The sequence below is a fragment of the Streptomyces sp. McG3 genome (genome assembly GCF_018619185.1).
Taxonomy (GTDB): Bacteria; Actinomycetota; Actinomycetes; order Streptomycetales; family Streptomycetaceae; genus Streptomyces.
On the sequence record NZ_JAAXYC010000085.1, the window covers coordinates 1 to 14,729 of the forward strand.

15 protein-coding genes and 2 pseudogenes are annotated in these 14,729 nt (G+C 69.2%); 8 read left to right on the plus strand and 9 right to left on the minus strand.

The features are described 5' to 3' along the window. From HET64_RS16315 to HET64_RS16340, 6 genes are all read right to left on the minus strand, one after another. On the minus strand, nucleotides 1-544 hold a 544-nt coding region (locus tag HET64_RS16315; protein ID WP_215106207.1), incomplete at its 3' end, for an acyltransferase family protein. Further along, nucleotides 537-1,505 (minus strand): alpha/beta hydrolase, encoded by a 969-nt coding sequence (locus HET64_RS16320; protein WP_215106209.1) that lies wholly within the window; start codon nucleotides 1,503-1,505, stop codon nucleotides 537-539. The genes HET64_RS16320 and HET64_RS16315, both read right to left, overlap by 8 nt. A gap of 193 nt (nucleotides 1,506-1,698) precedes the next feature. Then, nucleotides 1,699-2,571: an alpha/beta fold hydrolase gene (locus tag HET64_RS16325; RefSeq protein WP_215106211.1), complete on the minus strand. Its 873-nt coding sequence runs from the start codon at nucleotides 2,569-2,571 to the stop codon at nucleotides 1,699-1,701. Nucleotides 2,572-3,045: 474 nt separating this feature from the next. Then, a complete protein-coding gene (locus HET64_RS16330) occupies nucleotides 3,046-4,143 on the minus strand; it encodes a hypothetical protein (RefSeq protein ID WP_215106213.1) in 1,098 nt (365 codons plus the stop codon). A 144-nt stretch (nucleotides 4,144-4,287) separates the two neighbouring features. Beyond that, nucleotides 4,288-4,818 (minus strand): NUDIX domain-containing protein, encoded by a 531-nt coding sequence (locus HET64_RS16335; RefSeq protein ID WP_215106215.1) that lies wholly within the window; start codon nucleotides 4,816-4,818, stop codon nucleotides 4,288-4,290. Between the two features lies 1 nt (nucleotide 4,819). Further along, entirely contained in the window at nucleotides 4,820-6,175 is a 1,356-nt protein-coding gene (locus HET64_RS16340) for a tetratricopeptide repeat protein (RefSeq protein WP_215106217.1), read from the minus strand. Between the two features lie 202 nt (nucleotides 6,176-6,377). Between HET64_RS16340 and HET64_RS16345 the strand changes: the two genes are divergently transcribed. The 5 genes from HET64_RS16345 to HET64_RS16365 all read left to right on the plus strand — a co-directional run bounded on the left by HET64_RS16345 (nucleotide 6,378) and on the right by HET64_RS16365 (nucleotide 10,922). After that, nucleotides 6,378-7,127 (plus strand): hypothetical protein, encoded by a 750-nt coding sequence (locus HET64_RS16345; protein WP_215106219.1) that lies wholly within the window; start codon nucleotides 6,378-6,380, stop codon nucleotides 7,125-7,127. A 79-nt stretch (nucleotides 7,128-7,206) separates the two neighbouring features. Next, complete coding sequence (locus tag HET64_RS16350) at nucleotides 7,207-8,118, plus strand: phosphotransferase (RefSeq protein ID WP_215106221.1); 912 nt, start codon at nucleotides 7,207-7,209, stop codon at nucleotides 8,116-8,118. Continuing rightward, entirely contained in the window at nucleotides 8,119-8,811 is a 693-nt protein-coding gene (locus tag HET64_RS16355) for a class I SAM-dependent methyltransferase (RefSeq protein WP_215106223.1), read from the plus strand. A 15-nt stretch (nucleotides 8,812-8,826) separates the two neighbouring features. Next, complete coding sequence (locus tag HET64_RS16360; protein ID WP_215106225.1) at nucleotides 8,827-9,372, plus strand: HAD domain-containing protein; 546 nt, start codon at nucleotides 8,827-8,829, stop codon at nucleotides 9,370-9,372. A gap of 56 nt (nucleotides 9,373-9,428) precedes the next feature. Then, nucleotides 9,429-10,922, plus strand: coding sequence for a hypothetical protein (locus HET64_RS16365; protein WP_308370106.1), 1,494 nt, complete (start codon nucleotides 9,429-9,431; stop codon nucleotides 10,920-10,922). A gap of 31 nt (nucleotides 10,923-10,953) precedes the next feature. Here HET64_RS16365 and HET64_RS39080 read toward each other — a convergent pair. Further along, nucleotides 10,954-11,412: pseudogene (locus HET64_RS39080) on the minus strand (mobilization protein); the annotation flags it as partial. Between the two features lie 28 nt (nucleotides 11,413-11,440). On the opposite strand from HET64_RS39080, the pseudogene HET64_RS16370 reads away from it, so the two are divergent. Continuing rightward, a pseudogene (locus HET64_RS16370) lies at nucleotides 11,441-11,937 on the plus strand (helix-turn-helix transcriptional regulator). Nucleotides 11,938-11,961: 24 nt separating this feature from the next. Beyond that, nucleotides 11,962-13,116 carry a site-specific integrase gene (locus HET64_RS16375; protein ID WP_215106227.1) on the plus strand — a complete coding sequence of 385 codons (1,155 nt, stop codon included), beginning with the start codon at nucleotides 11,962-11,964 and terminating at the stop codon, nucleotides 13,114-13,116. A 7-nt stretch (nucleotides 13,117-13,123) separates the two neighbouring features. Here HET64_RS16375 and sodN read toward each other — a convergent pair whose 3' ends face one another. After that, nucleotides 13,124-13,519, minus strand: a complete 396-nt coding sequence (gene sodN, locus HET64_RS16380) for a superoxide dismutase, Ni (RefSeq protein WP_096626899.1) — start codon at nucleotides 13,517-13,519, stop codon at nucleotides 13,124-13,126. Between the two features lie 188 nt (nucleotides 13,520-13,707). Between sodN and sodX the strand changes: the two genes are divergently transcribed. After that, nucleotides 13,708-14,136, plus strand: coding sequence for a nickel-type superoxide dismutase maturation protease (gene sodX, locus HET64_RS16385; RefSeq protein WP_003966341.1), 429 nt, complete (start codon nucleotides 13,708-13,710; stop codon nucleotides 14,134-14,136). Here the strand turns inward: sodX and HET64_RS16390 are convergent. Next, the gene (locus tag HET64_RS16390; RefSeq protein WP_215106230.1) at nucleotides 14,049-14,669 is read right to left on the minus strand and encodes an ABATE domain-containing protein; all 621 of its coding nucleotides are present in this window, start codon (nucleotides 14,667-14,669) and stop codon (nucleotides 14,049-14,051) included. The two genes, sodX and HET64_RS16390, sit on opposite strands and share 88 nt — an antisense overlap. Nucleotides 14,670-14,729: the final 60 nt, after the last annotated feature.

The following is a 14,729-nucleotide window of genomic DNA, read 5'->3' on the forward strand; positions in this document are numbered from 1 at the left end:
AGTTGTGTATAAGAGACAGGTGCAGCACCACCACGAGCGGCCACAGCGGGTGCAGCCGCGCCACCAGCGGAGTCAGCGCCGTCAGCGCGGCGAAGACCAGCAGGAACCACAGCGGGGACCAGACCAGCTTGACCAGCGCCCGGACCGTCGACTCGCCCACCCCGGCCACCAGCATCGCGGCCGCCGCGAGCGCCCACACCACGAGCACCGCCGCCACCGGCCGGAACAGGCGCCCCAGCCGGCCGCGCACCCACCGCCCGTACGGCACGCCGCGCTGCCGGGCCGACGCCCAACTCCCCGCCGCCACCTGCCCGCCCACCAGGAAGAACACCGCGAGGGTCTGGAACACCCAGGAGACCGGCATGAGTTGCGGCAGATACGTCAGCGGGCTCGCCCCGCGCACCGTGCCGCTGTCGGTGATTAGCGCGGTCACCAGCCAGTGCCCGCCCACCACGCCGAGGATCGCCAGGGCCCGCAGGGCGTCGATGGCCCGGTCCCGGCCCGGCGGGGTGGCGGCCTCGATCCGTGCGACGAGACTAGTCACGGGAAGCCCCCAGCGGTTCGGCGCCCGCCGTGATCCGGGCCAGGTTCGTCAAGGAGCGCGAACCGGCCAGCAGATAGTCGCTGTGGCCGCCGTCGCCCGCGTCGAACACCTCGGCCCCGAACCGGTCCGCCACCGGATCGGTCCCGAAGCCGACCGTCGCGACGAACGGCACCCGCAGCCGGACATGGGGCACCCGGGCGATCCAGTCCCCGCCGCTCCGGCCCGCCCACACCCGGGCCCCGGTGCGCAGCGCGGCGGCGTCCGGGGCCCCGACCCCGGGACTGCCGTAGAGGACGAGGGCGTCGGCCGCCGTCCCCGGCGCCGACCGGGCGCAGATCACCGAACCGTAGGAGTGGCAGAGCAGGCTGATCCGGGCGCCGGGGAGCATCACGCGCAGCCCGTCCACCAGTGCGCGCAGCCCCGGCGCGGCCTCGTCGGCGCGACCGGTGGTCAGCGCGGCCGGGCTGACGGTGGCGGGCGAGCGGTAGCCGAGCCAGACGACGACGGCCGCGCCCTCCCCCAACTCCCGGTGCAGCGACCGGGCATCACGCCGCAGCCGCCCGTACGCGTCCAGCCCGACACCTGCCCCGGGCACCAGCACCGCGATCCGGCGGGCGGCGGACAGGTCCCCGACGACCTCGGAGCTCCGGCCGCCGTCCCGCCCGTCGAAGGCGAGGAACTGCCGCCCGGGCCCGGCCATCCCCCGCAGCGAGGCAGCCCGCCGGAGGTCCCCGTGGGCCGCCGCCGTCCGCTCGGCCGCCCGGATGTCCTGCCGGCTCACCGCGTACCGCCGGGCGAGCGCCGCCGGCCCCGCGTCCCACAGCGGCCCGTGAGCGGTCGGCGCGGGGGCGGGCACGGCGGTGGGCCGTGCCGCTCCGGACACCGGCACCGCCACCGCGAAGGTGACGAGGGCGGCGAGCAGGGCGCGGAACCGGCGGGGTCTGCGCGGGCGGTCGGGCATGAGGTGAGGTCCTTCCGTACCAGGGCATCGCGTGCTTCCGGTACAGAAGTTATGGACGGAGGCCGGTAATCGGCGTCCCGCTGGAGGGGGCACCTGCGGGGTGGCTCTCAGGTATGACGCGGGGGACGCGGCAGGGGCGGGCCGGCGCCGGCCGGTGTGGCACGGCGTCGGCCGTGCCCGGTGCGTCCCGGCGTCAGCCGCGGCCGGTGTGCTCCAGGATCGCGGCGGCGAGCGGGGTGTGCACCTCGCGGGGGAGGGCGTGGCCCATGCCGGGGATCTCGACGAGCCGCGCGCCGCGGATCGCCTGGGCGAGGTGTTCGGCGTGCGGGGGCGGGAAAACAGGTTCGGCGAGGGCGGAGACGACCAGGGTGGGCACGCGGGTCCGGGCGAGCTGGTCGGTGCGGTCCATCCCGGAGTAGTCGGCGCGGGCGTGCGCGGAACCGGCGCGGTGATGCCCGGTGTGCTCGACGATCCGGCGCTCCAGGGCCCGGGTGCGGTCGGCGTCGAAGGGGATCACGCCGCCGCCGAGCGCCCGCCAGTGCTCCACGCGCCGTTCCAACTCGGCCTCGGGCCCACGGTCCTCCACGGGCCGGGACCACAGCTCCAGCAGGGCGGGCGCGACGCCGGGAAGCTGCTCGGGCGGGATGCGGGCGCCGTCCGGGGCGGTGTAGGGAGCGGAGCTGAGCGCTCGCGTCCCGAACACCGTGGCGCTCAGCAGCCGATCGGGGTGGTCGGCGATCAGCAACTGGCTGAGCATGCCGCCCAGAGACATCCCCACGACGTGCGCGCGCTCCACGCCGAACGCGTCCAGCACGGCCACGGCGTCCTCGGCCAGCGCGGTGAGCGGGTAGGGCCGCTCGTCGAAGGCCCAGGTGGACCGGCCGGTGTCCCGGTGGTCGTAACGGATCACGCGATGCCGGGCGGCGAGCAACTCCACCAGCTCGTCGGGCCAGCCGAGCCCGGACGCCTGAGCGCCCATGACCAGCAGCAGGGCGGGGGCGTCGGGAGCGCCGTGCTGCTGGGCCCACAGGCTTACGCCGGGGGCGACTTCGACGAAGCGTTCCATGGTGGACCTCGCTGTCCTGGTGAGTCGGCGAATAAGACGAGACGGTTCGTCTCGCATGGAGGTTAACGCATCGCCGGGCGCGGGACCAGCGGGTACGGGAACGGCCCCGGTCCACGCGTGATGACGCGCGGGCCGGGGCCGCCGAAGTGTTGATCCGGAGATCAGGCCTTCTTGGTCTCCAAGTAACGGGCCGGGTCGGTGACCTGCGGGGATCTTCCCTGTGGGGCGCTGACCTGGCCTTTTGGTGATGGCTGGCGTTGGGGCGCGACGGTCCTGATCGGGTGTCCTGCGGACTGTGTGCGGACTGGGCCGAGAGCCCCCGCTTGCGTCTCAGCGATCAATAGCATGACGCAGCGTAGAGACGACACCGGGAGCGATGGATGTGATCCGGCAAAGCCGCAGTCGCCGGTTCCAGAAGGTAGGCATGGAGCTCCGTCTCCTGAGCAGGCGCATATCTTCGCGGTACGCTTAATTTCACTCCCACTCATCGAGAAGCATTGCCAAACGCGTCGTGTGCTCGCAGATCTCTTGGCCCAGCGTGGCGAAGTCGTGCTCCGGGTAATATTCCTCGATCAGCCCGTAATACGGCAAGCTCAAAGACAGTCGGGGTGCAACCCGTTCTTCGGGGGTGTAGTGAACGAGCGTGTTACGGAAACCTCGCCCCTCTGAGTGCATGATAGTGGCGCTCGACTTATGACTCAAAATGGCGTTCAAGAGGCCCAGGGACGTGCTGTTCAGTTTGCTGCCGTACTCGGCCTTAAGTTCAGTGAGACTTGAGAGTACGTGGTAAAGCGTGATGAACCTGAGTTTGAGCATGGTTTCGGCCGAAGCGGCTGTCTGGTCAGCCGACAGCATTACGTCGAGAAAGTTAAGCGAGCATCGAAATGCGGATAGTGAAGCCGTTAGCTCATCTGATAGGGCCGGATCGTAGAGGCGCTTGAAGTATCGCTCAGACCGCCGGTCCCTGCTCTTGAGCTCTCCGAATTTCATGGTGGTCATGAACGACGGTCCGTGCCACGGCAGAGACTCGGTTGCCTGGTCCACATAGCGCGCTTGGGACTCGGCCACGGTCATGAGAGTGCGGCCGATGGCAGGGATGTCGGACGTCGCAATAGTGGGGATGCCCATGAAGAAACTGGCCACCTGAGTTGTCGTTACTAGCCGACCTTGGTACCGCCACTCGCCAAGGTCGGTTTCCAACACTCTGGCCGGTGGAAACCAGGTGTTGTTGAGGAACCTCTCTCGACCGGCGGAGATGATCGCTGTGAAGTCACCGAGGACGCCAGCGTGGCCAACCTTGGATCCATCGAACAGCTTGACGCTATGTCGCGCTTTCTCAATCACGGCTTCGTTGCTGTAAGCCAAGAGCGCCGCTCGCTGCGGGTCGATGACCTTTAGGGTCCTATGCGACTCGTAGATGAAGAGCGAGAGGTAGTTATTCATGCAAAATGTCGGAATGACCGAGTTTTCCTGGTCTGCAAGTATGCTCCCGAGGAAGCGACGAGCGACCATGAGGTCGCTTTCGAGCAGCTTGGTGGCTATAACGTTCTTGAGGCTGGCGCTCGTGCTCATCCAAGGTCCTTTTGGTGATACTTGTTGATCAGGTTGGGCTGCCCGCTAGTTGGTCCGTGAATGAACCTAAATCGGCTGCGAGGAGCAGGTGCCCAAACCGTGGATCCGCCGTTTCGGCTGACTGTAGCTCCACCCGGGTGCTTCCTATCCCCAACCGTCGAGAGACACTTCCGGGCCATCTGCGAGGTAATGGTGTAGGGCGCTGGAGGTTGTTCCCACGAAGGCGGCAGGGATAGCGTCGGCGTCGACCCAGCGGACCTGGGAGTGCTTGTGAGGTTCGCGGTTTTCGGGTTCGCCGGTCCATTCGTGGGCGGCGAAGACGACGGTGAGGAAGCCGTTGGGGGCTTCGACGCCCCAGGCGCCGTGGATGATGTGGGCAACCTTGAGGGACTCGGGCTTGACCGTGAGGCCGGTCTCCTCGTAGAGCTCGCGGACTGCGGTCTCGGTGATGGGCTCGCCCGGTTCGCTCTTTCCGACGGGCAGGTCCCACATCCCCTGGGCGAACTTGGCGTTCTCGCTGCGCTGGAGGAGGACGACGCGGTTGGTGGCCTTGTCGTGGACGATGACTGCGGCGACCAGCAGGGTCATGGATTCGAGTGCAGGCTTGAGGGCCTTCGGCTGGTCGTCAGTTTGCTGGGCCACGGGGTTCCCTTCGTCAGGCGGGTTGTTGGGCATGTTAGGCGAGGGCCTCGCGGGCGCGGCGGGCGAGATCTGCGGCTCCGGGGACGCGGCGGCGCTGGTAGATCGCGAGCGTGGAGCGGATCGAGGTGATCGCCTTGCGGGTGCGGTCGGAGGTCATGCCCTCCATGAGGACCAGGGCCTGGGTCCAGGCGGCCACGGCTTCGTCGGCGCGGGCCTGGGCGGCGAGGCTGTCGCCGAGGTCTGCATGGGTGAGGGCGTGGACTCGCTTGTACTTCTCCGGGTCCCATCGGGTGAGCGCGTCGCGGTGCTGCTGTTCCGTACCGATGTGGTCGGCGAGGTCGGTCAGCGTGCGGGCGGTGTGGCTGGCCACGGTGCCAGCGGCAGGGCCACTGACGCGGGAGAAGCTGGGCTGGGGACCGTCCTCGCGCAGGAGCGCGTCTTCGGCGGCGAGGAGAGCACGAGCAGCCAATGGGTTCTCACCGACCGCTGCGTATGCGCGAGCGTGCGTGATGTGGAGGAGCGCTTCCGTCTGGCCGTCCACGTGGCCGAGGCCGCGGGAGAGGGCGCCTTTGACGAGGTCCACGCAGTGGTGGGGTTGCTTGAGGCTGAGGGACTGGTGGGCGAGGGCGCGCATCATCCATGCGGCATGGCCGTGAGGGTCTGCTTCGCAGGCGAGCTGGTAGCCGACCTGGTAGTAGCGCTGGGCAGCGCCTTCGTGTCCAAGGTCGTGGTGCTTCCACCCGGCGAGGTAGGCGAGTTCGGCGACGGCGCCGAAGGCGGCCTGGCGTAAGGCTTCTGTGGGGAAGCGGCCGCGCAGCATGGGGGCTGCCGTGTCGGCGAGGTACGCGGTGACCGTGGTCAGGCCGTGCCCGCCACCGAGCCGTTCGTCGGCGGCGCTGAAGGCTGCCGTGATCTGTCGTACGACATCGATGTCGTCGCTGCCGACGAGGGAGCGGGCGGTGCGGGCGCGGAGCATCCGCGAGGTGGCTTCGTGGTCGTGCAGGAGCGGCATGGCAACGCCGGCCGTGGTGAAGGCGGCGATGGCGAGGAAGCGGCGGCGCTCGACGTCCGCGCGACCGAGGTCGGTGACCGCGGTGACGGGGTCGGCGTCCGGTGGCGGCTCCGTGTCGGGTGAGTGGAGGCCGAGCTCGGTTCGGGTGACGACGCGGCCCAGGCGCCGGGAGAGGGCTTCGGCGAGGTACTGCCCTGCTTGGCCGGATGGCGTGCGGGCACCGCCCACCCAGTGGGAGATGGCCGACTTGTTGGTCTGGAGTAGTTCGCCATTCTCGGCGGCGATGCGGCGTACATCCTTGGCGAGTGCCTCGTACGTGCACCCGGCGGCGTTGACCGTGTCGCGCAGGCGGGAGTTGGCGCTGGTCGGTGTCGGCACGATCGCCTCCGCTCCGGATCCGTAAACCGTGTATACCGCTTGACCTCGGTCACACCGTACCCACTCTGCGTAGCGGGCAGTTCACTTATCGACAGCCGCCCCACTCACGGCATCGCGAGCCGGGCGGCTCCCAAGTTCCGTACGCCCTAACGGGTTCGGGCATTCCTATGCCTCGGCCCGGACGATCAGAGACGGAGACACGGTGACCACCATCGACACCGCGACCATCACGGTCGAGCTGCCCGACGCCTTCGACCCGCGCTGGAACCGCCTGCCCGGCATCCACGTGGACGGTCGGCGCATCACCATCGACCCGGCCGAGTACTTCTTCCGCTTCGAGTCGAACACGTGGCACGTCGCCGACTGGGAGCTGGTCAAGACTCAGCTCCTGGACGTGGACGAGACCACCGAGAGCGCGGTCGAGCAGCTCGCGCTCGACTTCATTAAGAACCACGGCGAGTCCACCTCCGACGCGGCCCGCGTGCTGGCGACGGCGTACGGGGTGTACTCGTATCTCTTCCGCGAGGAACACCTGGCCGGCCTCGGCCTCCCGCAGGTCACCGCCGACCACCTGCGCATTCTGCGCGAGGCAGCCACGCTGATGGCACTCAACAAAGTCGAGCTGGACGGGCACATCTCCAACGTCGGCCCGTGCTGGTTCTTCCCCGCCGCCACGGCCGTCGTCTTCGACCTGGACGACGAGACGGGCGGAATGCTCGACGAGGTCTACCACGGCGGCTGGTTCAACGAGCACCGCCGGATCGAGTCGATCAAGGCCCACGCCGCGCTCGGCGGCCGGCTCGTGCACGGCTGCCAGTCCGTGCCGGACCAGTCCGGCGGCGTGGTCGCACCCTACGGTGCCTCGATGGCCAACTTCCGCGACGACCTCGCCGAGTTCAAGGCGGGCTGGATCGAGCAGGTCTACGCCCACCGCGTGACCGCAGCCGAGTAACCCCGCCCTCAGTACGGCTCCGGGGCGGGCCAGCTCGCGCGCGCCCGCCCCGGAGCCCACCAGTCCCCTGGAGACCGCCATGGACCAGAGCCTGTCCGCCACCCTGCTGGACGACCTGTGCGCCCTCGTCGGCAAGCCCCTCCCCGAACGTACCGAGATTCGCGTCTGGGGCATGTCCGGCGTCGAACGCGTCACCTTCCCCGACGGCACCACGGCCGTTTTCAAGTACGCCAAGGAGCCCTTCGACCGCGAGGCCCAGGCCCTGCGGGCGGCATACCAGCGCGGGCTCCCGGTCCCCGCGCTCCACGCCACCGCCATGCAGGACAAGTGGCTCGGGATGCTCATGGACGACCTCGGCAACCCCGTACGGGACGCCGACGACCTCGACGGTGTCGCCGCCGCCGTGATGCTCCATGCCGCCCGCCCGGCGGGCGGTCTGCCCCTCCTCGACGGGGCGGGCCTCGCAGCCCTGCCCGGCCGAGCCCTCGATCACCTCCAGCGGCTGCGGAAGACCGACCGATGGACGGACTGCGACGACATCGAGACCGCGCTGGGGAAGATCTCCGCCGCGGCCGAGACCCGCGTCCAGGGGGCGACGCTCGACCCGTTCGGCTGGGTCCACTCCGAGTTCCACCCCACGAGCGTCCACATCGGGGAGAACGGCTGGCACCTCCTCGACTTCGCACGCGCCTTCACCGGACCCGGCCTTATCGACCTCGCCTCGTACCACGGCACCACCGACGTACCAAGCCCCTTCCGAATGCGGGTGCTCCTGGAGCAATACGTCACCGCAGGCGGTCATGAAGACGCCCTCGCCGCCCGGGGCGGCCTGGCCGCCGAGGCGTGGGCCCTGGGCTGGCACCGCATTTGGGCCGTGGAGTGGTTCATGGAGCAGGCCATCCGCTGGATCGACGACCCGGCCAAGGACCCCGCGTACATCCCCGTCGTCCGCCGCCACCTGAACGACGTGGTCCAACTCCTGGAGGTCTAGGTGCTCGCCCAGGTCTCCCCCTGGTACGCCCACGCAGCCCAGCGCACAGCCACTGCTCCCGCGCATGCTCTCAGCGCACCTGCCCGGATGGAGTGGAGCACCCACGCGGGCATCGGTCCCGGCGCCGAGGTCCTGGGACGGGACCTGTGCGGCAAGCGCGTCTTGGAGCTGGGCTGCGGCCCCGGCCACAACGTGGCCCACCTCGCGAAGCACCACCAGGCCCGCGTCACCGGCGTGGACCTGGTCGGCCTCCAGGTACGCCGGGCCCGCTCCCACTACGGCCACATCGGCGGCGCCACGTTCGCCGCCGGCCACGCACTGCACCACCTGCAGGCCACCGGCCGGACCTTCGACGCGATCTACTCCGTCTTCGGCGCCGTCGGCCTCGTCGCCCCCGAGCTCCTCCTCGCCTCCGTTTCCCGACGCCTGAAGCCTGGCGGTGTCCTGGCCTTCTCCGTCCCTCACCCGGCACGGGCCGGAAGACATCCATCCACGGACGACCGTCCGCGCGAGGACTACGTCACCATGCCCGACCGAACCCGATTGCCCCTCGCTCGATGGGAGTTCGATGCCCGCCGCTGGGGAACCCATCTCTCCCGGACGGGCCTGCGCATCACCTCGGTGTTGGAGCTGCAGCACCCGCGCCGTGACCCGTGGGCCACCACCCTCCTGATCACCGCCCGCAAACGCTGACCGCCGGAGGCACCGATGACCCTGCCCTACCTGCTCCTGGACATCGACGGCGTCCTCATACCGTTCCCGGCCGCCGACGGCAGCATCCCGCCCACCCACGTCCGCCGCACTGTCCTGCCCACCGGCCAGCACCTCGACGATCCAGTGCCCATCTGGCTCGAACCGAGCCAGGGCAGCATTCTCACCGACCTCGTGACCAGCGGACTCGTTACCCCTGTGTGGTGTACGAGCTGGCGCAAGGACGCCACCACGATCATCGGCCCTCTCCTGGGGCTGCCCGACTTCCCTTACCTCGACCTGCCTCGCCTCCAGATCACCACCAGCCACCCCGACGGCTACCTCTGGAAACGCGACCACGTCGACGTCTGGCTCAGCAGAGCTTCCGCTGTATGGATCGACGACGACTTCACCGGCCTCGACCACGCCTGGGCGGCGGAGCGCACCGCCAGAGGAGCGCCGACCCTCCTCGTGCAGCCCGACCCACATCTCGGGCTGCAGCCCGAGCATCTGACCGAGGTGACGAAGTGGGTCTCGCAGTTGCCCACAGCCCGCACCGTCTGACGACTGATGCCCTCGCCCCCACGAGCAGCGAGGGCATCAGGGTGTGTTGCTCGTGCGTGAGCCGCCTGCGCTTCGTGGCAGGTATCGGCAACGCCAATGTCGGAGTCGGCTGGAACACTGCGGCTGTGATCAACGAAACAACCCCAGACCTTTCCAACACGCCCGTCAGTTCCCTGCCACTGAGAGCACGGGCGGAGCTCGCCGGAACAGCCTGGGAGGACTTACCACACGTCTGCACGGGCCTGCACGGTGTGCCCGATACACCGGACATCCTCGGCGCTGTGCTCGCTGACGACCCGGCCCACCGGGTGCGAGCGGTGGGGGATTTGTACCAACTGCTCCTCAACGAGGCGCGGGTGTTTCCGGCAACCGCCCCGGCGGCCCTGGTCCTCACTAGTCTTCTCGACGATCCGCGCACACTCGCCGAGGACCGATGGGCGCGCAGGGCCGGCCGACGGCCGCTCCGCGCCGAATTGCTGAACTGGCTAACTTCGTTTGCCGACATCACCCGCCTGGACGTCAAGGACGGTACAGGGGCAGCGCAGGATCTGACTGCTGCCCGTGCGGCACGGCCGGTGCTTCACGCCCGCATCGCGGAATTCTGCGACGCCGATGATCCACTGGTGAGGGAGGCCGCGCTCGCGGCCACCGCCCTGCTCCTGGCCGATCCCGCCCTCGCCCCGGCCGTCCCCCGATACGCACCCGCCGTCCGTACGGTCCTCGCTGTGAGCGCAGACTCGTACTACCGGTGGATCGCCCGGGAGCGCCTGGCGGCCTGGGGCGAGGACGTCACCAGTCTCGTCGCCGCAGAGAGGGAACAACGCGCGGCCCTGAACAGGGCACATGCTCTGGCGGACGACCCGTTCGGGGAGGGCCAGGAGCAGGCGATCCACTGGCTGGAAGAGCAACCCGAGGACACTGCAGCTCCGGAACAACTCGGCCGCCGGAGTGAGGACCGGACCGCACCCCCACAGGCGGCTCCTTACGAGTCGGCACCCGAGCCGCCCATCGCCAATCCGGGGAGCGAGGCGGGGTACCTCGGCGCCTGGCGGATCGCCAGGGAAGAGGAGCGCGCCGAGTGGACGTTCACGCCGTACGTAGGAGTCGGTCCCCTGCGTTTCGGGATGACCCTGAAGGAGATCACAAGCGCCCTCGGGGAAGAACCGACCGTCTTGTCCCATTCCAGACACGGCGAAGACCAACAGCTCAACTACGCTGATTTCGCGGAGAGTGGGGTCAGAGCCCTGTTTGAGGAAGGGCGCCTCGGGTGTGTCGCCGTGAACGCCCTCACCGGCCCCCAGGTGAGACTGGACGCAGCCCCGCTGACCGGCTGCGCACCTTTCCACGTGGAGGACTGGCTCGTCCACCGCACAACGCGGCCCGGGAGCCTGACGTACAGCCCCGCCGCCGATCCGGTCTTTCACGACCTCGGCCTGGCGATCAGGTCCCAGCGGGCCGGCGGCGTCGTCCTGACCCGACCGCTCTTCCTGCTCCATGACTGGCTCGACCTGTGGCACTCGCTGCCCAGCGAAGAGTGGAACTACGCCTGAAAGGGCGTGGCGAGAGCATCTGTCCATGCCGTCAGCGGTGTCGGCTGCGTTCTTCGGGCCTCCTGACCACTGATATAGCCGAAGGGCGCGACATGGCGGACGTGGACGTCGTTCCGCTGGTGATGCTTCGGCTGCCAGCCGCTTGCGTCCGCCGGTTCGGTTTAACGGTGATGCGCCAGTTGAGGACCTCGGCGGGGCGTTCGGCGCTGTCGAGCTCTCGATGGGAGCCCACCTCGATCAGGAGACGCCGGGGCTTGTGGCCGGCGGTCTCGGCTTGGGCGAGGGTTGTGGTCAAGGCGGTCTAAGTGGGTTCGGTGAGTATCCGGTTGGCGTGGTTGGGGAGGGCGGCGCGCACGTCCTGCTCGAATCGGCTGGCGATGGCGGCTCGTGGTGCTCGGTGGGCAAGCTCCGCCAGGACGGGTGTGGCGGCCTGCTGGTAGCCGGCCTGGAGGTGGCGGAAGGCTTCGTCGGCTGCTGCGGCTTGCTGTTCGCATAGCGATGGCCGTGATGGAGGTTTGATGGACGGCGACATGACGGGGGGCGAGGTGCCGCTGCTCTGCAGCGAGGGCAACGTGGCGGACGCGTGGCCCTGGAGCGCGAGGTCAGAGGGTGGAGCACGACCGAGCTGGCCGAGCGGGTGACCAGAGCCGGCGTGAAGATGAACCAGACGGCCGTGTGGCGCATCGAGAACGGCTCTCCCCGCCGTCGGATCAACCTCGACGAGGCGCTCGCCTTCTCCCGCGTCTTCGAGCTCCCCCTCGAAGAGCTGATGTCACCGCCCTTGGAAGGGCTCGACATCCACAGCCGACGGCTCGTCCAGGAAGCCGTAGAGGCGTTCTACGAGACCCGCGACGCCCGCGACCGCCTGCACCGCGCCGTGGTCGCCGTCGCCGGGCACATCAAGGCACACCCCGACAGTTCGCAGGCGATCCACCAGCAGTGCCTCCGCCTCATGGGTGACGAGCGGGACGCCCGCGTCCTCAGCGGCGACATTGAGGACGGGGGGCACTACTGACAACTCAGATCAAAGAGAGGCCACTTGGCGAACATCCAGAAGCGCACCAACGGCAAATGGCGTGCCCGATACCGCGACCTCGACGGCAAGGAACACGCCCGCCACTTCGACCGGAAGCTCGACGCCCAGCGCTGGCTCGACGAGGTCACGACCAGCGTGGTCACCGGTCAGTACGTCGACCCGCGCGCCGGCCGCATCACCTTCGAGAAGTACGCCGAGAGGTGGCAGGGCTCGCTCATCGCAAGCGAGGCGGGTGAGCACATCAGCGATAACGCGCTGCGCCTCCACCTAGTAGCGGCGTTGGGTGCCCGCTCACTGGCGGTGATACGCCGAAACGACATACAGGTGTTCTTCAAGCACCTGTCCGATCAGCTCGGACCCGGCAGCGTCCGGAACGTTCACGACGTCCTCGTGCGCGTCATGACGGCGGCCGTGGACGACAAGGTCATCGCCTCCAGTCCTTGCCGCCGGATCACCCTTCCGGTCGTGCCGGACGAGGAGGTCACCCCACCCACCGTCGCCCAGGTCGGGTCCATGGCGCGAGCGATGCCGCCGTACATCCGGGCGGCCGTCGTCACACTCGCCGGATCAGGTCTGCGGATAGGGGAGTTGCTCGCCCTCAAGGTGGCAGACGTCGACTTCAAGGCCGGCAGCATCCGTGTGGAGCGACAGCGGCTCCAGTCGGGGAGGGGCGGTCCGCCGAAGACCGCGAAATCTCGGCGGACGGTTCCGGTCGGGGAGGTCGTCACCGACGCGCTCCTCGGGCACCTCGCGGCGCGCCCCTCCACGGAGTGGCTGTTCACGATGGAGGAGGGGGAGCCGCTCAACTACAGACGGTGGAAAACCGAGTGGAACTGCGCCCGTAAGGCGCTCCAGGCGGAGGAGAACACGGCGGCCGAGCACGAGGGCCGCAAGCCCGTCGAACGGCCGCACATGGTGACCCACGACCTGCGGCACTTCTACGCCTCCGCGCTCATTGCGGGCGGGGCGAGCGTCAAGCAGGTGCAGATGGTCCTCGGCCACGCGTCCGCCGTCATCACGCTGCGGATCTACGCGCACCTCTGGCCGGGCGAAGAAGACCGCACCCGGTCCGTGATGGACGCCGTTCTCGGCGGCCTGCGGACCGGGTGCGGACCGGTAGGCGGCATGACCAGCGAAACCGCAGGTCAGACGGCCTAACCGTAGATCAAGCCTTCTTGGTCTCCCAGAAGATCCGGTCGACCTCGGCGATCAGGTCCAGAGCCTTCTGACCCGTCTTCGGGTCGTTCGAGCCCTTGGCCGCGGAGAGCGCCTTCAGGGTGTCGTTGATCAGCTGGTGCAGCTCCGGGAACTTCTCGAAGTGCGGGGGCTTGAAGTAGTCGCTCCAGAGCACCGAGACGTGGTGCTTCGCGAGCTCGGCGCGCTGTTCCTTGATCAGGACGGCGCGGGTGCGGAAGTCCGCGTCCTCGTTGGCCTGGTACTTCTCCTGGACGGCCTTGACCGACTCGGCCTCGATGCGGGCCTGGGCCGGGTCGTACACGCCGCAGGGCAGGTCGCAGTGGGCGCTGACCTTCACCTTGGGGGCAAACAGGCGGGAAAGCATGGAGCTGTCCTCCTCGTGATCGTCTTCTCAGGTGGGACATTACTCCGTGGAGCGCCGCTTTCCGTGGCTGCCCCAGGGGCTTAGGTCAAAAGTCCGGTGTGAGAATCGGGCCGTCGGCCGAACGTACGGAGTGGCGCTCGGGAGATGTGCCGACGTTGTGCTGGAGGAGGAACCGGGAGGTGCCGGAGATGCCGGAGCGGCGACAGGTGTCCGGAGGCGGGCGGGTGACGCGGCGTCCGTTGCGGGTGGTGGAGGTGACGGGCCCCTCGATGGTGCCCACGCTCTACCACGGCGACCTGCTGCTCGTGCAGTACGGGGCGCCCGTGAGCCCCGGTGACGTGGTGATCCTGCGGCACCCCTTCCAGCAGGACCTGCTGGTGGTCAAACGGGCCACCGAGCGGCGGCCCGGCGGCTGGTGGGTGCGGGGCGACAACACCTTCGCGGGCGGGGACAGCACCGACTACGGGACCGTGCCGGAGGAACTGGTGCTGGCCCGGGTGCGGGCCCGCTACCGGCCCCTGGCGAAGGGTCAGCGGTCGGTGACGGCGGTGCTGGGCTGGGCGGTCTCCGCGCTGCGGCCGGTGCGCTCGGCCTCCTCGCGCTTGCGGGCCCGGTAGGCGGCCACGTTGGCGCGGGTCGCGCAGCGGTCCGAGCAGTAGCGCCTGGAGCGGTTCGTGGAGGTGTCCAGGTAGGCGTTGCGGCACGGCGCCGCCTCGCACAGGCCGAGGCGGTCCACGCCGTGCTCGGTGAGGTGGAAGGCCAGGCCCATCGCCGCGATGGCCGCGTAGCCGGCGGTCGCGTTCGACGGGTGGTCGGCCAGGTGCATGTGCCAGTCCGGCCTGCCGTCCCGGTCGCGTACGTCGTGCCCCGAGATCTGCGGGCTCACCGGGAACTCCAGCAGCAGCGAGTTCAGCAGGTCGACCGCGAGCGTCTCGTCGTCGCCGTCCGCCGCCTCGAAGACCGCGCGCAGCCGCGCCCGCACGGAACGGAACCGGGTCACGTCCGCGTCCGCCGTCCGCCGCGCCGCCTGCTGATTGGCTCCGAACAGCTCCCGGACCGCCTCGACGGAGGTGAGGGCGTCCTTGTTGCGGGCCGGCTCCTCGGTGTTGACCAGGCGCACGGCGTAGTCCGAGTAATAGGCCAGTTCCACTTGTAGTCCTTACGGTGTCGGTCTAGAGTCGGGGCGTCGGCCAGTGTAATGGTCGATTGA